At 70.9% G+C, this 23,994-nt stretch carries 23 protein-coding genes; 12 read left to right on the top strand and 11 right to left on the bottom strand.

Translation table 11 applies throughout. The annotated features are described in order from the left end of the window. Positions 1–4: 4 nt before the first annotated feature. The gene (locus ASG60_RS01185) at positions 5–715 is read right to left on the bottom strand and encodes a response regulator transcription factor (protein WP_056171906.1); all 711 of its coding nucleotides are present in this window, start codon (positions 713–715) and stop codon (positions 5–7) included. Positions 716–1,011: 296 nt separating this feature from the next. Between ASG60_RS01185 and ASG60_RS01180 the strand changes: the two genes are divergently transcribed. Beyond that, a complete protein-coding gene (locus tag ASG60_RS01180) occupies positions 1,012–1,815 on the top strand; it encodes a DUF2470 domain-containing protein (RefSeq protein ID WP_056384031.1) in 804 nt (267 codons plus the stop codon). An 85-nt stretch (positions 1,816–1,900) separates the two neighbouring features. On the opposite strand, the gene ASG60_RS01175 is transcribed toward ASG60_RS01180, so the two are convergent. From ASG60_RS01175 to ASG60_RS01165, 3 genes are all read right to left on the bottom strand, one after another. After that, positions 1,901–2,155 carry a hypothetical protein gene (locus tag ASG60_RS01175; RefSeq protein ID WP_056266110.1) on the bottom strand — a complete coding sequence of 85 codons (255 nt, stop codon included), beginning with the start codon at positions 2,153–2,155 and terminating at the stop codon, positions 1,901–1,903. 154 nt (positions 2,156–2,309) lie between these two features. After that, positions 2,310–3,632, bottom strand: a complete 1,323-nt coding sequence (locus ASG60_RS01170) for an ATP-binding protein (protein ID WP_056384028.1) — start codon at positions 3,630–3,632, stop codon at positions 2,310–2,312. Then, a complete protein-coding gene (locus ASG60_RS01165) occupies positions 3,629–4,366 on the bottom strand; it encodes a response regulator transcription factor (protein WP_056384026.1) in 738 nt (245 codons plus the stop codon). Before ASG60_RS01165 ends, ASG60_RS01170 begins: the two co-directional genes overlap by 4 nt. 324 nt (positions 4,367–4,690) lie before the next feature. Here ASG60_RS01165 and lepA point away from each other — a divergent pair, with 324 nt between their 5' ends. Next, on the top strand, positions 4,691–6,496 hold the full coding sequence (lepA, locus tag ASG60_RS01160) for a translation elongation factor 4 (RefSeq protein WP_056171897.1): 1,806 nt from the start codon (positions 4,691–4,693) through the stop codon (positions 6,494–6,496). A gap of 282 nt (positions 6,497–6,778) precedes the next feature. Here lepA and ASG60_RS22380 read toward each other — a convergent pair whose 3' ends face one another. The 3 genes from ASG60_RS22380 to ASG60_RS22375 all read right to left on the bottom strand — a co-directional run bounded on the left by ASG60_RS22380 (position 6,779) and on the right by ASG60_RS22375 (position 8,146). Next, positions 6,779–7,405 (bottom strand): hypothetical protein, encoded by a 627-nt coding sequence (locus tag ASG60_RS22380; RefSeq protein ID WP_156398753.1) that lies wholly within the window; start codon positions 7,403–7,405, stop codon positions 6,779–6,781. Between the two features lie 189 nt (positions 7,406–7,594). After that, complete coding sequence (locus ASG60_RS23245) at positions 7,595–7,867, bottom strand: hypothetical protein (protein WP_210168482.1); 273 nt, start codon at positions 7,865–7,867, stop codon at positions 7,595–7,597. 117 nt (positions 7,868–7,984) lie between these two features. Next, positions 7,985–8,146, bottom strand: a complete 162-nt coding sequence (locus tag ASG60_RS22375; protein ID WP_156398752.1) for a hypothetical protein — start codon at positions 8,144–8,146, stop codon at positions 7,985–7,987. Between the two features lie 132 nt (positions 8,147–8,278). On the opposite strand from ASG60_RS22375, the gene ASG60_RS01150 reads away from it, so the two are divergent. The 10 genes from ASG60_RS01150 to ASG60_RS22360 all read left to right on the top strand — a co-directional run bounded on the left by ASG60_RS01150 (position 8,279) and on the right by ASG60_RS22360 (position 19,436). After that, positions 8,279–11,335: an N-6 DNA methylase gene (locus ASG60_RS01150; RefSeq protein ID WP_056384023.1), complete on the top strand. Its 3,057-nt coding sequence runs from the start codon at positions 8,279–8,281 to the stop codon at positions 11,333–11,335. A 246-nt stretch (positions 11,336–11,581) separates the two neighbouring features. Further along, positions 11,582–11,890, top strand: a complete 309-nt coding sequence (locus ASG60_RS01145; RefSeq protein WP_056357814.1) for a hypothetical protein — start codon at positions 11,582–11,584, stop codon at positions 11,888–11,890. Between the two features lie 412 nt (positions 11,891–12,302). After that, positions 12,303–13,016 (top strand): hypothetical protein, encoded by a 714-nt coding sequence (locus ASG60_RS01140; RefSeq protein ID WP_156398751.1) that lies wholly within the window; start codon positions 12,303–12,305, stop codon positions 13,014–13,016. Positions 13,017–13,131: 115 nt separating this feature from the next. Then, on the top strand, positions 13,132–16,140 hold the full coding sequence (locus tag ASG60_RS01135) for an RICIN domain-containing protein (RefSeq protein WP_056266096.1): 3,009 nt from the start codon (positions 13,132–13,134) through the stop codon (positions 16,138–16,140). Between the two features lie 185 nt (positions 16,141–16,325). Further along, positions 16,326–16,808 carry a prepilin-type N-terminal cleavage/methylation domain-containing protein gene (locus tag ASG60_RS01130; RefSeq protein ID WP_056384018.1) on the top strand — a complete coding sequence of 161 codons (483 nt, stop codon included), beginning with the start codon at positions 16,326–16,328 and terminating at the stop codon, positions 16,806–16,808. Next, the gene (locus ASG60_RS22985) at positions 16,805–17,218 is read left to right on the top strand and encodes a prepilin-type N-terminal cleavage/methylation domain-containing protein (RefSeq protein WP_056384016.1); all 414 of its coding nucleotides are present in this window, start codon (positions 16,805–16,807) and stop codon (positions 17,216–17,218) included. The genes ASG60_RS01130 and ASG60_RS22985 overlap by 4 nt, the downstream gene beginning before the upstream one ends. Further along, the gene (locus ASG60_RS22370; RefSeq protein WP_162244767.1) at positions 17,211–17,867 is read left to right on the top strand and encodes a prepilin-type N-terminal cleavage/methylation domain-containing protein; all 657 of its coding nucleotides are present in this window, start codon (positions 17,211–17,213) and stop codon (positions 17,865–17,867) included. The genes ASG60_RS22985 and ASG60_RS22370 overlap by 8 nt, the downstream gene beginning before the upstream one ends. Next, entirely contained in the window at positions 17,864–18,826 is a 963-nt protein-coding gene (locus ASG60_RS22365) for a type II secretion system protein GspK (protein ID WP_056384012.1), read from the top strand. Before ASG60_RS22370 ends, ASG60_RS22365 begins: the two co-directional genes overlap by 4 nt. A 96-nt stretch (positions 18,827–18,922) precedes the next feature. Continuing rightward, on the top strand, positions 18,923–19,108 hold the full coding sequence (locus ASG60_RS01110; RefSeq protein WP_056171881.1) for a hypothetical protein: 186 nt from the start codon (positions 18,923–18,925) through the stop codon (positions 19,106–19,108). Positions 19,109–19,196: 88 nt separating this feature from the next. Continuing rightward, positions 19,197–19,436, top strand: a complete 240-nt coding sequence (locus tag ASG60_RS22360) for a hypothetical protein (RefSeq protein WP_156398748.1) — start codon at positions 19,197–19,199, stop codon at positions 19,434–19,436. A gap of 148 nt (positions 19,437–19,584) precedes the next feature. On the opposite strand, the gene ASG60_RS01105 is transcribed toward ASG60_RS22360, so the two are convergent. The 4 genes from ASG60_RS01105 to ASG60_RS01090 form a co-directional block, all read right to left on the bottom strand. Beyond that, positions 19,585–20,913, bottom strand: a complete 1,329-nt coding sequence (locus ASG60_RS01105) for a diguanylate cyclase (RefSeq protein WP_082531565.1) — start codon at positions 20,911–20,913, stop codon at positions 19,585–19,587. Between the two features lie 82 nt (positions 20,914–20,995). After that, positions 20,996–21,466, bottom strand: a complete 471-nt coding sequence (locus ASG60_RS01100) for a hypothetical protein (protein WP_056171879.1) — start codon at positions 21,464–21,466, stop codon at positions 20,996–20,998. Positions 21,467–21,645: 179 nt separating this feature from the next. Next, complete coding sequence (locus ASG60_RS01095; RefSeq protein ID WP_056171877.1) at positions 21,646–22,020, bottom strand: hypothetical protein; 375 nt, start codon at positions 22,018–22,020, stop codon at positions 21,646–21,648. A 112-nt stretch (positions 22,021–22,132) separates the two neighbouring features. After that, complete coding sequence (locus tag ASG60_RS01090; RefSeq protein ID WP_056384010.1) at positions 22,133–23,983, bottom strand: methylmalonyl-CoA mutase family protein; 1,851 nt, start codon at positions 23,981–23,983, stop codon at positions 22,133–22,135. Between the last annotated feature and the right edge of the window lie 11 nt (positions 23,984–23,994).

The following is a 23,994-nucleotide window of genomic DNA, read 5'->3' as shown; positions in this document are numbered from 1 at the left end:
GGGCTCAGCCTTCCTTGAAGCGGTAGCCGACGCCGTAGAGCGTCTCGATCATGTCGAAGCTCGTGTCGGTGACCTTGAACTTCTTGCGCAGGCGCTTGATGTGGCTGTCGATGGTGCGGTCGTCGACGTAGACCTGGTCGTCGTAGGCGGCGTCCATGAGGGCGTTGCGGCTCTTCACGACGCCGGGGCGGTGGGCCAGCGCCTGCAGGATGAGGAATTCGGTGACCGTCAGGGTCACGGGCTCGCCCTTCCACGTGCAGGTGTGGCGCTCGGGGTCCATCATCAGGAGGCCGCGCTCGAGGGAGCGGGCGGCGGCGTCGGCCTCGCGGGCGGCGGCCCCCGGGCCGTCCTTCGGGGCGAAGCGGCGCAGCACCGCTTTCACGCGCTCGACGAGGAGGCGCTGCGAGAACGGCTTATGGATGAAGTCGTCGGCGCCCATCTTGAGGCCGAACAATTCGTCGATCTCCTCGTCCTTCGAGGTGAGGAAGATCACCGGAAGGTCGGATTTCTGCCGCAGACGCCTGAGAAGCTCCATCCCGTCCATACGCGGCATCTTGATGTCGAAGATCGCGAGATCGGGCGGGGAATGCTTCAGGCCGTCCAGCGCCGAGGCGCCGTCCGTGTAGGTCTGGATGCGGTAGCCCTCGGTCTCCAGCGCGATGGAGACGGAGGTGAGGATGTTTCTGTCGTCGTCCACGAGGGCGATGGTGGGCATGCGCGTTCCCTACTGCTCGGATGCGGTCCTCGCGGCCGAAGGTTCGCCCGCATCCCCGCATCCCACCCCGAACACACCGGAGCCGGCGAAAAACGCGCTGGCGGCCGGGCCCCGAGGGGCGAGGCCGCATTCGCGCGGAGAGTCAGGCTGTGTAAAGGCTCCCTTCCGAAAAAGCGAGCCGTGTTGGATTGGCGCTTGACTGAGGCCAACGGGCCGCACTCTCTCCACCTCGCAAACCGGACCGTGCCACCGCTATCATCGCGTGTCTGAACGAGAGCCGAGACGGGGACGAGACCATGGCGGACGCTGGCGAGAAGACCGGGGACAACACGCCCGCGCGGCGTGGGCCGGCGGTGCCGCTGCCGGCCGCGGAGGCGCCGTTCGACGCCATCGGCCTCGCCCGCCACCTGCTGCGCACGATCCGATCGGGGGCCCTCGCCACCCTCGATCCGGAGGACGGCACGCCGTTCGTCTCCCTGGTGACCATCGCCACCGACGTGGACGGCACGCCCCTGATGCTGCTGTCGCGGCTCTCGGCCCACACCCGCAACCTGCTGGCCGATCCGCGCGCCTCCCTGCTGTTCAGCGCCGGCGGCAAGGGCGACCCCCTGGCCCATCCGCGCCTCACGGTGACCGGGCGGGTGGCGCAGACGGCCGAGCCGCGGGCCCGCGCCCGTTTCATCGCCCGGCACCCGAAGGCGAAGCTCTACGCGGATTTCCCCGATTTCGGATTCTTCGCCCTGGAGCCGAGGGCCGGCCACCTCAACGGCGGGTTCGCCAAGGCGGCGGTGCTGACGGCGGGCGAACTGCGCCTCGACCTCACGGGCGCCGAGGGCCTGGTGGCGGGCGAGGCCGGCGCCGTCGAGCACATGAACGCCGACCATGCCGACGCCCTGGCACTCTACGCCGCCGGCACCGGCGCCGAGCCCGGGCCCTGGCGCCTCACGGGCCTCGATCCCGAGGGCATGGACCTGCTGACGGGAGACCGGACCGCACGGGTCCTGTTCCCGGCGCCCATCCGTGAGATGGGGGGCCTGCGCAAGATCCTGGTCACCATGGCGGCCGAGGCGCGCGCGGGGGCGGCCCCCAAGACTGAGTGAGCGCGGCTCCGCACCGATTCGCAGGAGCGTAAGTCCGAAGGCATCGGCGCGTCGGGGCTCGCCGCGCAGATGCCGCTCCGGTGGCCTACTTCTTGTCGCGGGTGTGGCCGTGGGCGTGCCCGTCATTGGCGGAATGCACCGGCTTGCCGTCGCGGGTCACCTCGCGGTTCTCGCTGACGTGCGGGTCGTCGCGGTGGGCCGGGCCGCCCGAGACGCTGCCGGTGTTCGGGACGGCCTGCGACGGGTTGGCGGCGTTGCCGTGGCCGTCGATGGCGGAGGCCGGGCCGGCGAGCGCGGCCATGATGGCCAGGGAGAGCAAGCTGAGCGTGGTGCGTGTCATGCCGTTGTCCTCGTGTCTCGCAGCCCCATCGGCCGCGTCGAGGATGGAGATAGCGAGGCTGTTCGACTGCCGGATGCCGGCTTCGTGACGAAGTGTGGCGGACCCGGTCCGTGCGATCCCGTCGCGATGCCCGCGCCCGAGGAGTCCGGCCCGGTCAACCCGCCGGGCGGGGCAGGCGGATGCAAACCCGTAGGCCGCCGCCGGCCCGGTTTTCGAGGTCGATGCTCCCGGCCTCACCCTCGATCACGCGCCGGGCGATGGTGAGCCCAAGCCCGGTCCCCCCGGTGTTCCGATTCCGGGAGTTCTCCAGGCGGGTGAAGGGTGCGAAGGCGAGGCCGACCGCGTCGGGCGCGATGCCGGGGCCCTCGTCCTCGACCCACAGGACGAGGGTCGCGGCCTCCAGGGCGAGACGAAGATCGGCCCGACCTCCGTAGCGCACGGCGTTGTCGACGACGTTGTCCAGAGCCCGCCGCAGCGCGACCGGGCGGACGACCGCGAGGGCGCGGCCCGGCCCGTCGTAGCGGACGGCGTGCCCGGCATCCTGTCCCGCATCGGCGATGCTCATCAGGAGGCTGGCGACGTTGGTGACGCGGCGCGCCTCCGGGTCGGCGTCGCCGCGCAGATAGGCCAGGGTCGAGTCGATCATCGCCAGCATGTCGTCGAGGTCGGACGCCATCGCCCGGCGTTCGGCGGCGTCGGCGAGGCCGTCGAGGCGCAGGCGCAAGCGCCCGATCGGCGTGCGCAGGTCGTGGGAGACGGCGGCGAGCGCCTGGGTCCGCTCGGTGAGGAGGCCTTGAATCCTCCCCTGCATGCCGTTGAGGGCGCGCGCGATCGCGCGGGTTTCGTCGGGGCCCGCCTCGGGCACGGCAACCACTTGCCCGTGACCGATCAGCCCGGTCAGGCGCGTCAGCGTGCGAAGCGGACCGGCGATCCCGTGCATCAGGATCACCGCCGCGAGCCCGACGAGGATGGCCATGGCGGTCGCGAGGAACGCCCAGGGATTCCGCAGGGCCAGGCTCGGCGCATGGGCGGACCGGAAGGTCAGCGTCGTTCCGTCCGGCAGCACGAGGCTGCCGGCGAGATCGTTCGCGTGCAGCGGGTCGCCGCCCTCCATCGCCAGGGAGAGGCCGGGGCCGAAGCTCGGGTCGAACGCCCGCAGGCGCTCGCTCAGGGCGAAGAGGGCCGGATCGTTCCGCGCCCCGGCCGGCGCGGTGGCTTGTGACCACCCGATCTCGAAATGCAGATTGGACAGGGCCTTCGCCTCGGCGTCCCGCTCGGCGGGCGGCCGTCGCATCACGGCCTCGCGGGCCAGGGCGAGATGCGTGGCGGTCTGGCTCGCGAAGGCCTCGTCCGCCGCCGCCGCGGCCGACTGGCGGTAGAGCAGCACGGCACCGCCATGGACCGCCAGGATGGCCACGAGCAGGACGGCGACCGTCCGGACCTCCAGGCTTCGCGCCAGGACGCGCCAGCGCCTCATGCGCGCGCGACCTGCGCCGCCAGCATGTAACCCGAGCCCCGCACCGTCTTGATCACCGGCACGCCGCCCTCGGGTGGATCGAGCTTTCGCCGTAGCCGGCTGACCAGGGTGTCGACGCTGCGGTCGGACGGCGAGCCGAGGCGGGCACGCGAGAGTTCGAGGATCTGCTCGCGGCCGAGGACGCGCCCGGGATGGTCGAGGAACACCAAGAGGAGGTCGTATTCCGCGCCCGAGAGGTCGACGCCGGCGCCCTCCGGATCGACGAGCGCCCGGCTGCGCAGATCGAGCCGCCAACCCGCGAAGGTGAGGATCTCGCTGGCGCGTGTGGCAGAGGGAGCCGGTGCCAGAACGGAGCGCCGCAGCACGGCCCGGACCCGGGCGACAAGCTCGGGGCGCCCGAACGGCTTGGCGATGTAGTCGTCGGCGCCGAGTTCCAGGCCCAGGACGCGGTCGGCCTCCTCGCCCCGCGCGCTGACCATGATCACCGGCACCCGGGAGCGGGAGCGCAGCGCGCGTAGGAGATCGAGGCCCGAGGCGCCGGGCAGCATCACGTCCAGGAGAATCAGGTCGACGCCCCCCTCCGGCAGCAGCAGCCACATCTCGGCGCCGCTCCGGCAGCCGGTGACGCGGTAGCCGCTCTCGCGCAGGCAGCGGGTCACCAGCAGGCGCATGCCGTCATCGTCCTCGACGAGGAGGACGTGACCCGCGTCGGGGAGGGAACCGGCGCTGTCCATCGGGATCCTCCTTCGGCCTCGGCTGCGCGGATCGGGAGCGCCCGACGAGACGCCGGGGATGGGCGTGACACCGGGAGCATCGGGAAATCAAGCTCGGCCGCAAGGTCGGGTCGCGCGCGTCCCGATTGCGGTGGCTCGCCCTCGCGGCAGGGGTGCGAAAGGCCGCGGCCCCCGGCCGCCCGATCCATCGCGGCCGCTCCCCCGCGCTTGGCGCAAGGGGCCCGCACTGCTATCTGCGGCGTTCCAGTTTTCTCAGCCCTTATGACCGTGCGCCGGGTTCGTCCTCAGACGACGCGCCGCGCCGCGCCGGAGATCGCACCCTCGATGACCACGTCCCCCATCGACAACATCCGCAACTTCTCCATCGTGGCGCATATCGACCACGGCAAGTCGACGCTGGCCGACCGGCTGATCCAGACCACCGGCACCGTGGCCCTGCGCGACATGAGCGAGCAGATGCTCGACTCCATGGACATCGAGAAGGAGCGCGGCATCACCATCAAGGCGCAGACCGTGCGCCTCGAATACAAGGCCCAGGACGGCAAGACCTACATCCTCAACCTGATGGACACCCCCGGCCACGTCGACTTCGCCTACGAGGTCTCGCGGTCGCTCGCCGCCTGCGAGGGCTCCCTGCTGGTGGTCGATGCCAGCCAGGGCGTGGAGGCGCAGACCCTCGCCAACGTCTACCAGGCGCTGGACGCCAACCACGAGATCGTGCCCGTCCTCAACAAGATCGACCTGCCGGCCGCCGAGCCCGAGCGCATCCGCGCGCAGATCGAGGAGGTGATCGGCATCGACGCGTCGGACGCCGTGGCGATCTCGGCCAAGAGCGGCCTCAACATCGAGGCGGTGCTGGAGGCCATCGTCACCCGCCTGCCGCCGCCCAAGGGCGACCGCGACGCGCCCCTGAAGGCCCTGCTGGTGGACAGCTGGTACGACGTCTATCTCGGCGTCGTCGTGCTGGTGCGCATCGTCGACGGCGTGCTGAAGAAGGGCATGAACATCCGCATGATGCGGGCCGACGCCGTGCACGGCGTCGACAAGATCGGGGTGTTCCGGCCCAAGATGGCCGATATCGGCGAACTCGGCCCCGGCGAGGTCGGGTTCTTCACCGGGTCGATCAAAGAGGTCGCCGACACCCGCGTGGGCGACACGCTCACCGAGGACAAGCGCCCCTGCAAGGAGATGCTGGCGGGCTTCAAGGACGTGCAGTCGGTGGTGTTCTGCGGCCTCTTCCCGGTGGATGCGGCCGAGTTCGAGACCCTGCGCAGTGCCATGAGCAAGCTGCGCCTCAACGACGCGTCGTTCTCCTACGAGATGGAGACCTCGGCGGCGCTGGGCTTCGGCTTCCGCTGCGGCTTCCTCGGCCTCCTCCACCTCGAGATCATCCAGGAGCGCCTGGAACGCGAGTTCAACCTCGACCTCATCTCGACGGCGCCCTCCGTGGTCTACCGCCTGCAGATGACGGATGGCACCATCAAGGAGCTGCACAACCCGGCCGACATGCCGGACGTGATGAAGATCACCGCCATCGAGGAGCCGTGGATCCGTGCCACCATCCTCACCCCCGACGAGCATCTCGGCGGCGTGCTGAAGCTGTGCCAGGACCGGCGCGGCGCCCAGGTCGACCTCAACTACGTCGGCAAGCGCGCCATGGTGGTCTACGACCTGCCCTTGAACGAGGTGGTGTTCGACTTCTACGATCGACTGAAGTCGATCTCGAAGGGCTACGCCTCGTTCGACTACCACATCTCCGACTACCGCGAGGGGGATCTGGTGAAGATGTCGATCCTGGTCAACGCCGAGCCCGTCGACGCCCTCTCGATGCTGGTCCACCGCACCCGCGCCGAGCATCGCGGCCGGGCCATGTGCGAGAAGCTGAAGGACCTCATCCCCCGCCACCTGTTCCAGATCCCGGTCCAGGCGGCGTTGGGGGGCAAGATCATCGCCCGCGAGACCATCAAGGCCCTGTCCAAGGACGTGACGGCCAAGTGCTACGGCGGCGACATCTCGCGCAAGCGGAAGCTCCTCGACAAGCAGAAGGAGGGCAAGAAGAAGATGCGCCAGTTCGGCAAGGTCGAGATCCCGCAGGAGGCCTTCATCGCGGCTTTGAAGATGGACGATTGAAGCTTTCCTCTCCGGTCCGCATCCATCCGGGCTCGTCCACGCTGTAGGCAGGGGCCGCTCTTGCTTTGGCGCAGGTTTCCTCTCCTACCGGAAGCGGATCGGTGTCGGTCGGTGGCGTTGCCATTCCGGGGGGTGCGCTGAGCGAACCCCAACCCGGAGGGCTGTGCCGGAGGCGTGCAATCCAGCCCCTCTGCCGGTATCGAATCTTTGGAAGGTCCGAATGTCCGGTTCCCGTGTTCTGCCTCGTCGCGAAACGCGGACACGACACTCCGAAAGAATTACTCAGAATCGCAATCCCCTGAGAAATGGAAAAGGTGAAGGCGATGGGCAGGGCATCATGTCGCGGTTGCAAGAATCTTCGTATCTGGCTCTGCTGGCTTTCTTAAGTCTAAAACACGAAAGGTGATATTCATTTTTGCTATGACGACTGAGTGATAAGATTAGCTGTATGTGGTCATGTCCCTGAAATTTCGCGGTAAACCCTTCGTGCGTCTTTTCCGGAGTCATGGGGTCTGTTCCGCTCCTGAACATCCCGGTGTTCTTTTCGATCTCGAATGACTTTCCGGCACCGCATTTATGCAGCTCGGCCAGGGTGCGGAACGCATCCTCAGTCATGAGGGGGGCTGGGCGCTTCTGCTGCCAAGTCATTCTAAAAAAATGACCATGCGAATCCAAATAGATCTTATAGGCTCCGCTCTCGCTTTCGAATGCCAGTGCGTTGCCTTTGGCATGACAGCTTTTCGGCAGCGGTTCTCCAAGAATTGCGCTGACGTCCTTCGCCTCCATTCCGGGAGTCAATCGGTAGAAATCGAGATCGATGTTTCGAGCCTGGACGGTCACTGGCGCAAGACCAATCATGGCCGTGCTCGATGATATAAACATGATCAAAATGTTGGCCGGTGGCGGCATGACTGAGCTTTGCTCCGATCTCGATGCTTCGTTCACTGAACAGGCGTAGCGCAGTCCTGGTCCCTTGCATTCGCGTCCCCCTCTGCTTCGTGTGCAAGAACGCGATGGCCGTCTGGCGTGGCTGGGGTAGGGCGTCGATCTCGATGAACTTAATGAATATGTCTCGGATGCGGCGTTGAAGGCGCGCCATCACGAGGGTCTTGCGCTGTCCCTTATCCCGCCAAGCGCCCGCATCGCCTCGCCCAGCGCCCGCTCCTGATCCCACAATTGCCCCCAAGTTCCCCAGAGAGCATGCGGCTGGGCCAAGGCCGCGTCCGTGGTGGTCCGCACCGAGTCGCGGTGCTGCGTCGCCGCACCCCGGGGGGCGGGGACTTGGCCGACCCCGGCGGCAATCCGGCCGGTGGCCATCTGGTGCGCGCCGCTCACCAGCAGGAGGTCGCTTGCCGTGTCCTGCACCGTCACGATCTCAGCCCGCATCCCGCGACAGGCATTCCGGCGCGCGGGTAGCACCCGGGCGCAGGTGATCGATCCGCCCCGCGATCTCGGCGCCGGCCTGGCTCGCCCGGGTCGACAGGACCTTCATTTCGCCCGCCACCATGCAGAGGCCGCGCCCGGCTTCCCCGCCCGCGCCGCCGCGATGGCGATGGTCAACCTCACCAAGTCGGTCCGGCCCGCGAGGGTGCGGATGAGGTCGCCGATCCGGCCGATCCCGACGTGGCGCCCCACGAGGTCCGCGAACACCCCGGCCGCCCCGTCGGTGGCTTCGAAAACAACGGTGCATTCGCTGCGATCGGCGCCGCTCTTCCCCGAACGGCCTCTTGGAAAAACAACCTGAGGTAACGATACTGCCCCGTGCCTCCAGCGGGACAGCCGATGCCGATCGACGCAGACATCCTCGCCGCCATCGTGGCGGAACTGACGAGCCGCCCGGGTCACGAGAAGGTTCGGGCCCTCCTGCACCGGCTCCTCACCGATGCGCTCGGCGCTCGCAGCGAGCAGATCGCGTTCGAGCGAAAGATACCTGAGGTCAACGGGCGCGTGGACGCCCTCCTCGGGCGTACGATCATCGAGATCAAGGCGGACCTGCGCCGGGAGCGGCCGGCCGCGGAGGCGCAGCTCGCCCGCTACCTGCCCGAGCGCGAGCGGGCGACGGGCCAGCGCTACGTCGGCCTCGCCACGGACGGCGCCACCTTCACCGCCTACGAGATGCGCGACGGCGTCCTGGTGGCGCTCACCGGCCACGACGTGCGCGTGGCCGAGGCGGCCCGCCTCGTCGCTTGGCTCGAAGGCGTCATCGCCGTGCGCGACTGGCTGCCCGCCGACGCCATCGGCATCACCGGCGAGCTCGGGCGCGAGAGCGCCGCCTTCGCGCGGACCCTCGGCCTCCTCGCCGCGGCCTGGGACGCCCTGGAGCGCCACCCGGAGGCCGTGCTCAAGCGCCAGCTGTGGTCGCGCCACCTCGGGATCGTCTACGGCCGAACCATCGACGACAGTACCCTTTGGCTCCAGCACACCTACCTGGTGATCCTCGCCAAGGCCATCGCGGCCGGCACCATGGGGTCGGGCCGCTACACCCCGGCCGACCTCCTCTCCGGGCGGCAGTTCCGGGAAGCCGGCGTCCACGGCGCCGTCGAGACCGACTTCTTCGGCTGGGTCCTCGACGCGCCGGGGGGCGAGGCCATCGTGGCGGGCCTTGCGGCCCATGCCGCCCGGTTCGATCTCGGCAGCGTCGACGTCGATCTCCTCAAGGTTCTCTACGAATCCCTCATCGATCCCGAGCAGCGCCACGATCTCGGCGAATACTACACACCCGACTGGCTCGCCCGGAAGGTCGTGCGCCGCGCCCTCGACGCGCCGGCGGACCAGAGCTGCCTCGATCCGGCCTGCGGCTCGGGCAGCTTCCTGTTCCACGCCGTGCGCCTCAAGCGCGAGGCCCTGCTGGCCGCGGGCGTCGAGCCCGGCGCCGTGGCGGCGCGCTGCTGCGCGTCGGTGACGGGGTTCGACGTCCATCCCGTCGCGGTGATCTTCGCCCGGGTGACCTATCTCCTGGCCCTCGGCGAGGCCCTGCCGGCCCGGTCCGGAGATATCTCGCTCCCGGTCTACCTCGGCGACGCCCTGCAATGGAACGTCACCCGCGACGGCCTGATGCGCGACCTCGTCGTCGAGGTGCCGCGCGATCCCCGCGAGGGCCGCAAGGGGGCGCCGCTCCTGCGCTTTCCCCTCGATCTGTGTGCCGACCCGGCCCTGTTCGACCGGGTGGTCACCGCCCTGCACGCGGCGAGCGAGGCCGGCTGGCGGGTCGAGGCCTTCGTGGCGAGCCTGCCCGGCCTCGGCGTGCCGCCCGGGCAGGTCGAGACCCTGCGGGCGACCTACGTCACCTACGACCGCCTGCGCCGGGCCGGGCGCGACCACGTCTGGGGGTTCGTCGCGCGCAACCTCAGCCGGCCCGTGGCGCTCTCGGACGGCGCGCGGGTGGACGTGGTCATCGGCAACCCGCCCTGGCTGTCCTATCGGTACATGGCCCGGCCGATGCAGCGCCTGTTCCGCGACACCGCCCGGCGCCTCGGTCTCTGGGTCGGGCCCGACGAGGCCCGCCTCGTCACCCAGACCGACCTCTCCGGCCTGTTCTTCGCCTGCGCCGCCGAGCTCTATGCCCGCCGCCCGGCGGGACACCGCGCCGGCGGGCGCGTCGCCATGGTTCTGCCCCTGGCGGCCCTGAGCCGGGGCCAGTTTCGCGCCTTCCGCACCGGCGACTGGACCGGCCTCACCGTCGCCTTCACGGAGGGCTGGGTGCTCGACAACCAGGCGGTCGCGCCGGTCTTCCGGGTCCCCACCTGCGTGCTGTTCGCCGAGGTCACCAACGGCCGGGCCCGGGCGACGCCGGCGCGGGTCACGGCCTTCGCCGGCCGCCTGCCGTCGAAGGATGCGCCCGAGGCCCTGGCCGACCGTCATCTCGTCCTGCGCGACGCACCGGCGCCGGAAGCGGCGAACTTCGCCGCCGTCTCGCCCTACCGCGACCGCTTCCGCCAGGGGGCCTCCCTGGTCCCCCGTGTGCTCTGCCTCGTCGAGCGCGTGCCCGTGGGCCGGCTCGGCGCCAATCCGGGCGCGCCCCTGGTGCGGAGCCGCCGCTCGTCCCTGGAAAAGATGCCCTGGCGCGACCATCCGGGACAGCAGGGCGCCATCGAGGCGCGCTACCTTCGCCGCGTCCACCTCGGGGCGACCATCGCCCCGTTCCGCGCCCTGGACCCGGCCGAGGGCGTGATCCCGGTGGCGGACGGCGTCCTGCTCGATGCGCGTCAGGCGGCCGGAGCGGGCGCGCCGCGCGCCGCCGCCTGGCTGCGCGAGGCCGAAGCGGCGTGGACCGGGAAGAGCGCCGGCACCATGACCCTGAAGCAACGGTGGGACTACAATCGCGGGCTCGCAGTTCAGTTTCCCACCGCCCCCCTGCGGGTGGTCTTCGCGAAGGCCGGCACCCGCCCGGCGGCCTGCCTCCTCGATGGTGACGAGATCATCGATCACAAGCTCTACTGGGCTTCCGTGGAGAGCCGGGCCGAGGGCCTCTACCTCCTCGCCCTGCTCAACAGCGAGGCGGTGCGTCGGCGGATCGCGCATCTCCAGAGCCGGGGCGAGCAGGGCGCCCGCGATTTCGACAAGCTCATGTTCACCCTGCCGATCCCGCTCTTCGACGCGCGCCTGCCCCTCCACGCCGAACTGGCGCGGTATGCTGAGACCGCCGAGGCCGTGGCCGACGGGGTCGCGCTCGCGCATGACCTTCCGTTCCAGAAGGCCCGCGCCCTGGTGCGGGCGGCCCTCCAGGCGGACGGCATCGCGGCGCGGATCGACGGCGCCGTCGAGACCCTGCTCGGGCCGGTGGTCGGCGGGCTCGTCGTGCCGGTCGAGGCCAGGCTCCCGGAACCGGCCGAAGTCTGACCATCGTCCGCTCCCCCGAGCGCGGAGCAGTACGGCCAAGCTTTCGCCGGTGCGACCCTGCGATGGGTGGCCGGTTCGGTGCGTGCGGAACGAGGTTTCCTCACGCAAAACGCGATCTTTCACCGAGAAAGACGTTTGCCGGTCGCACAGAACACTGGCAGCGGCAGACTATTTTTTTGGCGTATTGAACGACATTGCGCCGACTGCGTTGCCAATCCAAGACGAACACATTGGATGGAACGCACCATGCGCACGACGACACTCGCCCTCGCCGCCACCCTCGCCTTGTCGCTGACCGGAGCGGCGTTCGCCCAGACCCCGGCCGGTGGTGGAAGCGCCACCGGCAACATGAACAATCCCGGGAGCGTGAAGAGCAACGGCGAGAAGATGAACGAGCGCGCGACGGGCTCGGCCACGGGCGATACCACCGGCACCGTCGGCGGTGCCCCGGGGGCTGCGGGCGGCGCCGGCAACATGGGTGGCGGCACCGGTGCGAGTTCCAACACCGGCGTTGGCCTCGGTGCGGCCGGAAACACCCAGGGCCCGCGCCAGTAACATCGGCGCAGGTTCGGACCGAAGGGCGAAGCGCCGTTCGGTCCGGGCCGTTCTCCAAGAGCGATCGATTGGAAGGGCTGGGGGTTTCCCCGGCCCTTTTCGTTTGGCCGGGGCCGGCTTCGTCCCACCCGTCGTTCGATCCCGTACAGCCCCCGTACAGCCCCCTGATCCGCGTCGGCCTGTACTTGTTGCGTTAGCTATGGGGTGCGCTAGCCACGCGGAAGAGCGTCTTTACATTTGATCAAGCAAGGCGGGGCACGGTTTTTTCATTTCTCTCCGTCAATCAAGAGGAGAACGAGCGACACGTTATTCGGTGCAGGCAACGATGGTTTCGATTTTCCGCACAACAAGAGTTCACACGAACACCGCCGTCGACTGCGCTGACTTGGGCCATGTCTCGCGCACCGCAGGGTTGGGAACATCGACTCGACGGCCGGGCGTCGACTTCGTCGCTGCGCGCGACCGAAGCAGACGGACGCGCGGAGCGGGCGTCCGGAACGCCCGAGTCCTGGCGGCTCGAGTCCTGGCGGCCCTGGCCGCCCTTGCGCTGGCGACGCCGCTCGGCTCCGTTCGCGCCGAGCCCGCGCCCAGCGACCTCGAGACCCTGCTGACCTGGTCCGCCGATCTGCCGCCCCGGGGGACCGCGCGCGACGGCGAGAACCCGCTGCACGACCGAGTGGTGTTCGTGTCCTTCGTCAGCGCCGGTTGCACCATCGGGTGCGTCGTCCGAACCCGCGACTTCGACAAGGCCGCCCGCGCGCTCCCCGAGGCCCTGCGGACCCGCGTCGCCTTCCTGGCCATCGGCACCGATCCGGCCGGCGACGACGCCGGACGCCTGCGCGCCTTCGCGGACGGCCTCGTCGGCCGGGAAACCCCCTTGCGCTTCCGCACGGGCGACGCGGCCGGAACGGCGGCGCTGGCAGCCCGGCTGCACTACCCGGCCGCGTCCCTGCCCGAACCGCCCCCGACGATCCTCGCCTTCGACCGGCGCGGCCGGATCGCCATGACCTACGCGGGGGACAGCGTCGATGGAGACCGCCTCCTGCGCGATGCGGCCCTGCTCGACACCTTCGCGGACGGCATCGGCCGCCCGCCGCGCGTCGCCCCCGACGCCGCCCCCTTCTGATCGGCTCCCGCCCCGGCGCGCCGGGGTCCTGCCCGTTCGGTTCCCCCCGATGCGACACCGGTCCCCGCGACGGGGACCGGCGCCCATCGTCATCCAACCTGCCGAGGAGATCTTCGTGACGACACCGACCCTGGACGCGGTTCGAGACCGGGCCTGCGCCCGCAGGACCTCGCTCCTTTCCGCCACCATCCTGGCGAGCTTCGTGCTGCAACCGGCGCAGGCGGCCCGCTTCGGCGTCGTCGTCAACCCGGTGGCGGACCCGCTCCTCGCCGGCCTGGCGATCCCCGACAACGCACCGACCGCCGGGATGTGGTCGGGCGTGCGCGACTGGCCGATGAACGCGATCCACCTCGGCCTGCTGCCGAGCGGCAAGGTCGTCTCCTTCGGCACCGCCGGCGGCAATCCCGGCGTGCAGGACGGCCGGACCTTCGACATCTGGGACCCCTACCGCGGCCTCGCGCGGGAGAGCCACCTCACCCTGCGGGGGCCGGGCGGCGTCAATAGCTTCTGCGCCACTGATGCCTTCCAGGCCGACGGCTCGCTCCTGATCTCGGGCGGCATCTTCGAGGCCGGCAACGACAAGGGCAGCGCCATCCTCAACATCACGGCCAACACCGTGACGGCCGCCGGGGCGCGGCTCGCCAACGACCGCTACTATTCCACCATGCTGACCCTGCCGAACGGGCAGCAGATCATCATGGGCGGTTCGTACCCGTATCTCGGCGGTTACGCCGATCCGCAGGGGAGCATCGACCGCGGCTGGATGACCGGCATGACCCCGGAGGTCTACGATGGCGGGGCCTGGCGCAGCCTGTTCGGCGCCACGAGCCGCGAGGCGTTCGGCCCCGATTTCGGCCGCTTCTGGTATCCGCGTGCCTGGGTCGCCCCCAACGGGCGGATCTTCGGTATCTCTTCCGAGCGGATGTGGACCCTCGATCCGGCGGGGAACGGGGCCGTCACCACCATGCCGTTCCGCGAAGCGCAGCGGAACGCCGGCACGGCGGCGGATGCGCCGAACGTCGGCCCCTCCTCGACGGCGGTGATGTACGAGCCCGGCAAGATCCTCCAGGTCGGCGGCAACAGCTACGACAACGGCAACGGCTTCCTCGCGAGCAGCCGCGCCTCCCTCATCGATATCAACGGGGCGGCTCCCGTGGCCACCGACGCCGCGCCCATGAGCACCGGGCGCGCCTGGGCCAACGCGACGATCCTTCCTAACGGGATCGTGGCCGTGACGGGCGGCAGCAAGTGGAACGACCGCGGCGGCGGCGACGTGGTGCTGGCCTCCGAGTTCTGGGACCCAAAGACCGGTCGCTGGTCCGTGGGCGCGTCCGGGGCGGTCTATCGCGGGTACCACTCCACCGCGATCCTGATGCAGAACGGTGCCCTGCTCATCGCCGGCGGCGGCGCTCCGGGCCCCGTCGACAACCAGAACGCGGAGTTCTTTTATCCGCCCTACCTGTTCACCACGGTCGGCGGCCGGGCGGCCCTCGCGCCGCGGCCGCAGATCATCAGCCTGAGCACCAACCGCCTGCAGCACGGCCAGGCGATGCAGTTCGAACTCGCCTCGCCGAACGGGGTCGCGCAGGTGGTGCTGATCGGCCTGAGTCAGGTCACGCACAGCTTCAACACCACGCAGCGCCGCTACCCGGCGAGCTTCACCCAGACCAACGGGACCGTCACCCTGCAGACGCCCCCCAACACGGCGATCGCGCCGCCGGGCTACTATCAGCTCGTCGCCATCGACGAGAAGGGCGTGCCCTCGCCGGGCGTGATCGTCGCCCTCGGCGCCGTCGCCGCACCGCCGCAATCCGCGGCACCCATCGTCGGCACACCGGCGACCGCCGGGGGAACCGGCACGGCCGGCGGCGGCACCACGGCCGGCGGGGGCGGCACGGGGACTGGCACCGGCACCGGCGGCACCGGTGCCAATCCGGGCACCGACACCGGCGGGGGAACCGGGGGCCTCGGCACCGGTGGGGGCGGCCCGCTCAAGGCGGCGAATTCCGGCCTGTGTCTCGCCATCCCGGCCGGTGACGTCAGTGACGGCGCGCTCGTCACCCAGCAGCCCTGCTCCGGTAAGGCCGAGCAGAACTGGAAGATCCAGGCCGTCAACGGCGGGTCCGCCCTCGTCAACGCCGCCACCGGCAAGTGCCTCGATGCGAGCCTCGCGACACCGCTCGCCAACGGAAGCCGGGTCTACCAGTGGGGTTGCCACGGCGGCACGAACCAGGCGTGGACCCCGCGGGCGCAGGGCGGCGGCAACGCCTACGTCTCGGTGGCGGCCAATCTCTGCCTCGACGTCTTCGGCGCCACCACGCAGGCCGGTGCCGGAACGGTGGTGTGGGCGTGTAACGGCGGCGGCAACCAGACCTTCACCAGCCCTGTCACCGCGACGGGCGGCGCCACGGGACCGGTGGCGGGCGCAGCTTCGGCCTTCACCCAGCCGGGCACCGGAAACTGGACCGAGATCGGGGTCGGCGCGAGCAAGATCGCAACGGCTGCCGATGGGACAACCGTTACGATCAACCGGGACAACGGAACCGTTTGGCAGTACGTCGCCGACAATGTCTGGAAGCAGCTGCCCCTGGCCATGAAGGACGTGGCTGTGGTCAAGGCCAACAGCATCTACGGGATCGGCATTGATGAGAAAGTCTATCGCTACGACGGGACGAAGTGGACGCTCCTTGAGGGTGCCAACAACGTCACCATCGCGGCGGCGGCCGATGGGACAGTGGTGGTCGTCAACCGCAACAACGAAGTCTGGGTCAAGCCCACGGACGATACCCAGGTGAACTGGCGGCGCCTGCCAGGCACCGCCCGCAAGGTGGTTCCGATGAATGGCAGGAGCTTCTGGTCCATCGGCCTCGACAACAACGTCTATCGCAGCGACGGCGTCGCCGGCTGGGTCTATGTCGGCAACGCCGTCAGTGACATCGCCGCCTCCGCCGATGGCAGCGTCAGCGTGGTGAACCGGAACAACGGCATCGTCTGGCGCAAGATCGGTGACAATACTGTCGAGGCCTGGGCGCCGATCCCGAACTCCAAGGCGGTGTCGGTGGCGATTCCCAACAGCCAGCGCGCCCTGGCCATCGGTCCGGACGCGAAGGTCTACCGGTACTGAGTGTTCGTGACCGAGCCTCCGTCGCGCGTGCCCCCGGGCTTCCGCGACGAGGGCCGATTGGCCGGGCGGGGACCCGCTCCAAGCACGCGGACGGCTTCGCCGTCCGCGTGCAACCCTGTATGAGAAAGCGCCGCATGCATAGCGACGGCGCCAACGTCACCTTGCTTCGCGAAAGAAGGCAGGGAATGGATAGGGTCTCGGCTGCCGTCTCAACCAGGGGTGGTAAGACCGCCGGCGGTACGGACGGCTTCACCCTCGTGGAGATGCTGGTGATCCTCGCGATCATGGGCATCGCCGTGACCATGGCCGCCCGCTCCATGGGCGGCGGCGCCGACCGGCGCGCCATCCACGTCGCCGACGCCATCGCGGCCGAGATCGGCCGGCTGCGGGCCGATGCCCTGCGCTCCGGCCGCAGCGGGCGCCTGGTGTTCGAACCGCCGACCGGCCGCTTCCTCAGCTCCCGGGCCGGCATGGCGCCCATCGGCGCCGCCGCCCTGCGGGTGAGCGTGGAGGCCGACGGGCCGGACCGTGCGGTGCCGGGCGAGATCCGCTTCCTGCCCGACGGCAGCTCGACGGGCGGCCGCATCGTCCTCGACACCGGGGCCGCCCGCCTCGTCGTCACGGTCAGCGCCCTGACCGGCCGCGTGCGCCGCGACGAGGTCCGATGACGACGGGGACGCCGCGGCCGGGCGATCGCCCCGAGGCCGACGCGGACGCGGCCGGCTTCACCATCGTGGAGGTGCTCGTCGCCTTCGCGGTCACGGCCCTCGCCACCCTCGTCGCCCTCGAGACCGGGGCCGGGCTGGTCGCGGGACTCCGCCGCGTCGATGCGGTGCGGGTCGCCGTGGACGAGGCCGAGGGCGTCGTCCTGCGGCGGCTGTCGCAGGGGCGCCTCGCGCCCGGCCTGACGCAGGGGGCCTTCTCCAACGGTGCACCCTGGACCCTCGCGGTGAGCGATGCCCGCCCGGCCCTCGGCCTCGTGCGCGCACCGCCGCTCTGGCGCATCCGGGTCACCCGGGGCGGCCCCGACGGCGAGCCGGTCCTCGCGACGGTGGTCACGGGGGATCCCGATGGCTGACATGGACGCGGACGCCCGCGCCGACGAGAGCGCCGATGCATGGGTCGATGCATGTGTCGATGCGCGCCGGGCCGGCTTCACCCTGGTCGAGATGATCGTCTGCCTCGCCCTCGCGTCGCTGATCGGCGTTCTGCTGATCAACACCATGCGGATCGCCGGCTCGGCCTCCGTCGCCGCCTTGACGGCTGCCCGGGCCGAGGACGTGCAATCCGTCCGCGATCACCTGCGCCGGACGTTCGGGGGCCTCGCCCGGCGCCGCGTCGACGGCCGTCGGCCCCCCCTGCGCGGCGGCCCCGACGGGCTCACCGCGGTGATCGGCGCCGACGCGTCCCTGGAGCGGACCGAGGAGATCGCCGTGTCCCTGAGCGGGCGTCCGCGCGCGGACGGCACCGTCGATCTCGTGGAAGCCCGCGCGCCGTCGGAGGCCGCGCCCGGCGCCGGCGCCCGCACGGAGGTTCTGCTGGAGCGCGTCGCCGGCTTCGAGATCCGCTACTTCGGCGCCCAGGCCGCGGGAACCCGCACGTCCTGGCACGCGACCTGGCGGCCGAACGAGCGCCAGCCCACCCTCATGGAGATCTCGGTGGCGTTCCCGCCGGGGGACCGGCGCCGGTGGTCGCCCCTCCTCGTCGCGTTCGGGGACCGGCCGTGACGGCGCGGCGCGAAGCGGCGGAGGTCCGTCCGGCCGGCCCCGGGGCGGAAGGCGGACGGGCGGGGTTCGTGCTCGTCTCGGTTCTGGTTCTCCTCGCGGTGGTCAGCGCGATCCTCACCACCGCGATCCTGCAGGCCCGGTCCGGCACGGCGTTGACCCAGGCGCGGGCGGCGAGCCTTCGCCTGCAGGGCGTGGCCGACGGGATCGCCCGGTTCCTCGCCTACGATCTCGCCATGCAGCGGACCTACCGGGCCGCCGGGCTGGCGCTGCCCGAGGACGGGACCGTCGTGGTCTGCCGGCTCGCGCCGGGGCGGACGGCGTGGCTGTCGCTGCAGGACCAGGGCCGGCTCATCGACGTGAACACCACGCCGCGCCCGGCCATGGAGGAGGCCTTCCGCCTCCTCGGAATCCCCGACGCCACGGTGCTCGCCCTCGCCGCCGAGATCGTCGACTACCGCGATGCCGACGACGTGCCCGAGCCGAACGGCGGAGCGGAGGCGCCGCAGTACCGCGCCCGCGGCCTGGCGCGAGGTCCGAAGAACGCCCCCTTCGCCAGCCCCGACGAGATCGAGCGCCTGCCCTCCATGACGCCCGAGATCGCCGCGACCCTGGCCCCCGTCCTCACGGTCTACAACGAGGGCGGGCGCTTCGATCTCGCGGCCCTGATCGGGACGGTAAAGCCGTCGGCGCTGCGCTCGCTCCCGCAGGCCTCCGGGCCGGTGCCCTCGCCGCGCCAATACTACCGGATGCAGGTGGTGGTGGCGGGCCGGCGGGCGCGGGCCGGGCGCTCCGCCCTCTACGCCATGGGTGGCAGCCGGACCGGCACCGACTTCCTCGTCTGGCAACAGGCGGCGCCGCCCCTGGCCGCATCCGGACCCGACCACCCGGCCTGCCGGATGATCGTGGCGGTCCTCGGTCCCGAGGCCATCGGGTCGGAGGCCGGTCCGGCCCTCCCGTGACGACGCGGGAGGTTCTGTCGCAGGCTCCTCGCCGTGTCCGCCGCGTTGCCTGCTGCGAACCCAATCACGCACGCGCACCCGCCAGCTGGAGATCACATGGCCGCCACCGAGAAAGCCGCAGTCTACACGCTCAAGCAGGCCATCGCCGCCAAGGTCGACGACCATGTCGAGATCGCCGTCGAGGCCGAGGACGGCACCAAGTTCAAGATCGTGGCCACGCCCGAGCAGCTCGAAGCCCTGACGGGCGACCTCGAAACCATCCTCGACGCTGACGACGCCTGACCGCCCGGCGCCACCCCCTCGGGGGTGCCCGAGGGAATTTCGCCGCGCCACCCGCCCCGGGCAGCGGGGCCGGGTGGCGCGGGTTTCCGTGCGTCGTCGCTCGGCCGATACGTCCCGTCACGCCTCGGACATCAGCCGGACCGAGAAGGCGGAGAGCACGCTGCCCCTGAGCCGCCACTGCGCCAAGAGCCAGCGTTGCGCCAGGAGCGAGCACGGGCGCCTGGCGAGCGCCCTGGTCTGGTCGACGGCGCATCACAACCCGTTGGTCGATGCCGTCCTCGAACTGGTGGGACAAGAATCCGCCCGGCCGTCGGCGGATCCGAGATGAACGTCCCCCCGCAGCTTCCTTGATGTACGGCTTCCGGGGCGAGACCGACGGGCTTCGACGGCGTGCCCCGGGGAGCCGGCCCAGCCTCTCACCTTCCGGCGATCCGCATGATCGATGGCACCGCCACGGCCGCCCCGTCGCCGAGGTGTCAGCCGGCGGGGACCGACTCCGACATCCGTGGAAAAAAACTCCGGTGGGCGTTCCCACCCGTGGCCTTGGCGGCGTAGAGCGCCCCGTCGGCGCGGTCGAACAGTTCGGCCGCGCCGCAGCTGCCGGTCCGGGCGATGCCGATGGAGGCCCCGAGGTGGACGACGCGGCCGTTGCCCTCGATCCGGGTGCCGAGGGCGGCGATGATCCGGTCGGCGCAGGCCTCGGACCCCTCGGCTTCGAGGGGCCCGTGGAGCAGGACCGCGAACTCGTCGCCGCCGATCCGGGCCACGAGGTCGCCGGGCCGGCAGGCGTCGTGCAGGCGCGCGGCCGCCTCCGTCAGGCAGGTGTCGCCCCGCGCGTGCCCGAAGGTGTCGTTGACGGCCTTGAACCCGTCGAGGTCGATGAGCAGCAGGGCCGCGAAGGCAACCGCGTCGGCACTGGGCCCGTCGAGGGCGGCGAGGCCGGCCTGGAACACGCTGCGGTTGGGAAGCCCGGTCAGGTCGTCGAACTCGGCGCGGTGCCGGGTGCGGTCCGCCTCGCGCTTCTCCTCGGTGATGTCCTGCTTCATGCCGAAGATTCGCACGGGCACGCCGTCCACGCACTCCACCGTGGCGGTGAGGCGCATCCAGCGCCGCCGGCCCCGCGCCGTGACGATCTCGGTGTCGAGGTGGAAGCCGCCGCCCTCGGCGATGGCCCGGCTCCGCAGCGCCTGCATCGTCGCGAGGGACCCCGGCGGGTAGCAGCGCAGGGTGGCGTCGCGGTCGAGACGGTCGCCGCGCGGTATCTCAAAAAGGTCGTAGACGCCGTCCGTCCAGGTCAGGCGCTCGTCGGACAGGCGGCACTCCCACACGCCGATCCGGGCGCCCCGCGCCGCGCCCTCGAAGGTGTTTCGCGATTCGGCCAGGGCCGCGCCCTGGTCGCGGACGATGGCGGTGAGAAGGGCGCACTCGGACTTCGCCCGCGCCAGGGCCGCCGTGTCCTGCCGCCGCGCGAGGGTGAGCGCCACCGCGAGGGCGTAGCCCGACAGGCACGCGCCCTGGGCCTCGGACAGACCGGGAAGGCTGGGATCGAACAGGCTCAGGGTGCCGAGGTCCCCGTCGGGTCCGAGGGGAATGTCCACGAGCCGTCGCGGCTCGGCCCGACCGGTCTCGCTGCGCACCAGAACCCCGTCGGCGAGGCGGACCTCCGCGCACGCGACCCCCACCGCACCCCGCAGGGTGTCGAGCAGACCGACGAGGGGGTCCGCCGCCGTGGAGGATACGCCCCACTGCCCCGCCGGGATCGGCTCCGAGGGAAAATCCGGTTCGGACCACCGTGCCACGAACATGAAGGGTCGCTCCATCCGTGCAACGCTGCACCGATGCCGTACCCTAACGCACGAACCTGAAGGAAAAACCCCGGTCCGCGTCCTATTCGGCCGTCCGGCTCACGGCGAGGATGTCGGCCGTATCCAGGGCGGCCTCCGCCCGCTCGAAGGCGGGTTCGGCGCTGGCGACATCCTGGCGCGTCAGCACCGGCTGGAGTTGGCCGGCGAGCTGCTCGCCGAGGTGGCGGGTGTAGGCGGTGCGGAAGAACCGCTCGCCGCTGCCGCGGCCGTAGAGTCCGTCATGCGCCCGCACCATGGCGTCGACCTCCGGCCGGCACAGGAAGCCGATGACCCCGGCGGCCTCGTACCAGCGCCCCGCCCGCGCATGCTTCATCGCGGTGGGATTCGCCAGGATGGTCTCGGCGAAGCACGCCGTCGCGGCGGTTTCGAGGGGGGACATCACCGCGTGCGGTCGGGCCGGATTCCGGGGGGCGGCCCCGGCCTCGGACCCGAAGCCCGTCAGGACCGCGATGGCGCCCAACAGCCGAATCGTCCCGAGCAAGCCAGTCTTCATCGCGCCACGCCCCGATCGAACCCTGCTTCGAATCCGAACGAGTATTCCGTGGGAATTTCGGCGGGAACAGGGCCGGAATGCCGATCAGCGCGGTTTCGCCCGGTCGTGTCACCGGCGCATCACAGGGGTGGACCGGTCCGCGCGACGGCGCAGGGCGGGATGCGCCGTTCCACGCTGCGTCAGCTGCGCCGCTCGGCGTTCCAGCGTCCGCTGCAGCCGATGAGACCCGTGGTGTTCCAGGTTCCGCCACCGGTGCCCTGGCGCCCGAGCCGCCCCACCACGTCGGCCTTGTCCGAACCCCGGCTGATCACGGCACGCACGGAGCCGTTGCCCGAGACCCGGCCGTTGATGCTGAACTCGCCGCCCGCATAGGTCGCCTCGCCTCGGCGGATCTGGACGCCGTAGCGGTAGGCGCGGTCGCACGGCCCGTCGAGGGTGACCACCTCGATGCTCCACGCGCCATCGTACCGATGCGGCACCTGGACCTTCTTGGTGGCGGCCGTCGCAGGTCCCGTCAGAACCAGGAGGGCAGCGGTAAGAAGTTGAAGGCGCATGGTTTTCCGCTCCGGAGATAGTACGGCAACGCTCGTAGAACGCCCCGGACGCCGGTTCGGTTGCGGCTTCGGCGTACCGCGGTCTGGTCGTCAGCGCCCCGCAGCTTGGTCTTCAGCGTGCCGCAGCTTGCGCCTCCGTGAGCAGGGCCAGCAGGTCGCAGCCGGCGAACAGGAAGTCGTGGACGCCGGCCGCCTTCAGCGCGTCGTTCAGCTCCCCGGGCTTGCCCGCGAGGTAGATCCGCTCGGCGCCGGCCGCCTTCAGGGCCTGCGCCACCGCCACCGCCCTGGCGGCGTAGACCGCGTCCGACGAGCATAGGCAGGCGATGCGGGCCTCCGATTTCGTGAACGCCTGCGCCGCGGCCTCGGCCTCCTCGAACCCGTCCTCGTTCACAGCCTCGATGCCGCCGGCCGCGAATGCATTGGTGGCAAACGTCGAACGGGCATTGAACACCGCCACCGCGCCGAGATTGGCGAGGAACACCCGCGGTCGCTTGCCGGTCGCGGCGAGGTGCGTATCGGACGCATCGCGAAGCGCCTCGTAGGGCTCGGCCAGACGGCGCGAGGGCAGGGGCGCGCAGGTGAGTGTCTCGCCCGCGCCGAACGGAACGGCCTCTCCGGGCACTGGTGCGACGTCCAGAACGGTCACCGGCTTCTCGGCCAGGAACGGGAATTCGCTTGCCCCGGTCAGGGCTTCACGCCGGGTGGCGACGTTCCGCGTACGGGTCTCGGCGGTCTCGGCGATCCGGGCCTGGAGGGTGCCGGCGCGAAGGCTCGCGACGATGCCGCCCTCGGCCTCGATGGCCTGGAACGCGCTCCAGGCAGTCCGGGTCAGCTCGTCCGTCAGGGTCTCGAAGCTGCCGGCCCCCGCCGCCGGATCGGCGACCCGGGCGAGGTTGGATTCCTCGATCAGGACGATCTGGCTGTTGCGCACCACCCGGCGCGCGAAGGCGTCGGCGAGCCCGAGGGCCGCCGTGTAGGGCAGGGCGGTGACGCTGTCGGCGCCGCCGAGGCCGGCCGACCCCGCCGCCATGGAGGTGCGGAGGATGTTCACGAACGGATCGTTACGGTTCATCATCCGCCACGCCGTTTCCGCGTGCAGCCGTAAGGGCTTGGGGTCGAGCCCGCAGGCCGCCTCGACCCGGGCCCAGAGCCGGCGCATGGCCCGGAATTTGGCGATGGTCAGGAACTCGTCGGCATCGGCCACCAACAGGATCGCGATGGCGTCGCGGGCACGGGCGAGATCGTGGCTGCCGGTTTCGAGCGCGCGCAGGTAGGCGACCGCCGTGGCGAGGCTGGCTGCGAGTTCCACCGCCTCGCTGGCGCCGGCCTCGTGGTAGGGGCGCCCATCGGCGAGGCCCACCCGGCCGTCGAAACCCGCTTCGTCGAAGCGCGCGAGCGTATCCGACAGGTCCTTGGCGAAGTCCGCGCCGAGGCGGCCCGTCGCCGCGAAAGTGCCGATGGGATCGAGACCGAGATCGAGGTCGAGGCCGGCCAGGGCCTCGCCCCGCCGCTCGGCCACCCCCTTCAGCAGGGTCGCGGCCTCGACACCCCGGCCGCCCGCATCGAGGCGAATGGCGATGAGGGGCAGCATCACGCTGGCGAGCGCCGCGTCCAGATCCTCGACGGTGGCGGCGCTCAGTCCGTAGCCCCTGGCCGAGGGGGCGCCTGAAAAGACGAGGGTCAGGGCATCGGCGCCGCCTTCGAGATCGGCGAGCGCCAGCGCCTGGGCAGGCTCCGCCTGCGGGTGATCGACCCGTTGCGCGATGCGCCAGGGCCCCGGCGCCCGCATGGGCTGGGCTACGGGGGCTGCCGGTTCGTAGAGGGGTTCGACCCGGATGCCGTCGGCGGTCTTCGAGACGAGGCGCTTCTCGAAATCCCCGCCTTTCAGCACGCCGTCGACGAGGCCGAGCCAGCGCTCGCGGGTCGCAGGCGGAAACAGGTCGGCGAGGGGACGGTCTTCCATCGTTCGGGCCT

The organism is Methylobacterium sp. Leaf469, from assembly GCF_001424745.1.
GTDB lineage: Bacteria > Pseudomonadota > Alphaproteobacteria > Rhizobiales > Beijerinckiaceae > Methylobacterium.
This window is presented reverse-complemented; position numbering and strand designations above follow the sequence as displayed.

Excerpts from the sequence above, each read along its gene's own strand:
- ASG60_RS01185 (WP_056171906.1), bottom strand. The coding sequence starts at position 715 with ATGCCCACCATCGCCCTCGTGGACGACGACAGAAACATCCTCACCTCC.
- ASG60_RS01180 (WP_056384031.1), top strand. The coding sequence starts at position 1,012 with ATGGCGGACGCTGGCGAGAAGACCGGGGACAACACGCCCGCGCGGCGT.
- ASG60_RS01175 (WP_056266110.1), bottom strand. The coding sequence starts at position 2,155 with ATGACACGCACCACGCTCAGCTTGCTCTCCCTGGCCATCATGGCCGCG.
- ASG60_RS01170 (WP_056384028.1), bottom strand. The coding sequence starts at position 3,632 with ATGAGGCGCTGGCGCGTCCTGGCGCGAAGCCTGGAGGTCCGGACGGTC.
- ASG60_RS01165 (WP_056384026.1), bottom strand. The coding sequence starts at position 4,366 with ATGGACAGCGCCGGTTCCCTCCCCGACGCGGGTCACGTCCTCCTCGTC.
- lepA (WP_056171897.1), top strand. The coding sequence starts at position 4,691 with ATGACCACGTCCCCCATCGACAACATCCGCAACTTCTCCATCGTGGCG.
- ASG60_RS22380 (WP_156398753.1), bottom strand. The coding sequence starts at position 7,405 with ATGCCGCCACCGGCCAACATTTTGATCATGTTTATATCATCGAGCACG.
- ASG60_RS01150 (WP_056384023.1), top strand. The coding sequence starts at position 8,279 with ATGCCGATCGACGCAGACATCCTCGCCGCCATCGTGGCGGAACTGACG.
- ASG60_RS01145 (WP_056357814.1), top strand. The coding sequence starts at position 11,582 with ATGCGCACGACGACACTCGCCCTCGCCGCCACCCTCGCCTTGTCGCTG.
- ASG60_RS01130 (WP_056384018.1), top strand. The coding sequence starts at position 16,326 with ATGGATAGGGTCTCGGCTGCCGTCTCAACCAGGGGTGGTAAGACCGCC.
- ASG60_RS22985 (WP_056384016.1), top strand. The coding sequence starts at position 16,805 with ATGACGACGGGGACGCCGCGGCCGGGCGATCGCCCCGAGGCCGACGCG.
- ASG60_RS22370 (WP_162244767.1), top strand. The coding sequence starts at position 17,211 with ATGGCTGACATGGACGCGGACGCCCGCGCCGACGAGAGCGCCGATGCA.
- ASG60_RS01110 (WP_056171881.1), top strand. The coding sequence starts at position 18,923 with ATGGCCGCCACCGAGAAAGCCGCAGTCTACACGCTCAAGCAGGCCATC.
- ASG60_RS01105 (WP_082531565.1), bottom strand. The coding sequence starts at position 20,913 with ATGTTCGTGGCACGGTGGTCCGAACCGGATTTTCCCTCGGAGCCGATC.
- ASG60_RS01100 (WP_056171879.1), bottom strand. The coding sequence starts at position 21,466 with ATGAAGACTGGCTTGCTCGGGACGATTCGGCTGTTGGGCGCCATCGCG.
- ASG60_RS01095 (WP_056171877.1), bottom strand. The coding sequence starts at position 22,020 with ATGCGCCTTCAACTTCTTACCGCTGCCCTCCTGGTTCTGACGGGACCT.
- ASG60_RS01090 (WP_056384010.1), bottom strand. The coding sequence starts at position 23,983 with ATGGAAGACCGTCCCCTCGCCGACCTGTTTCCGCCTGCGACCCGCGAG.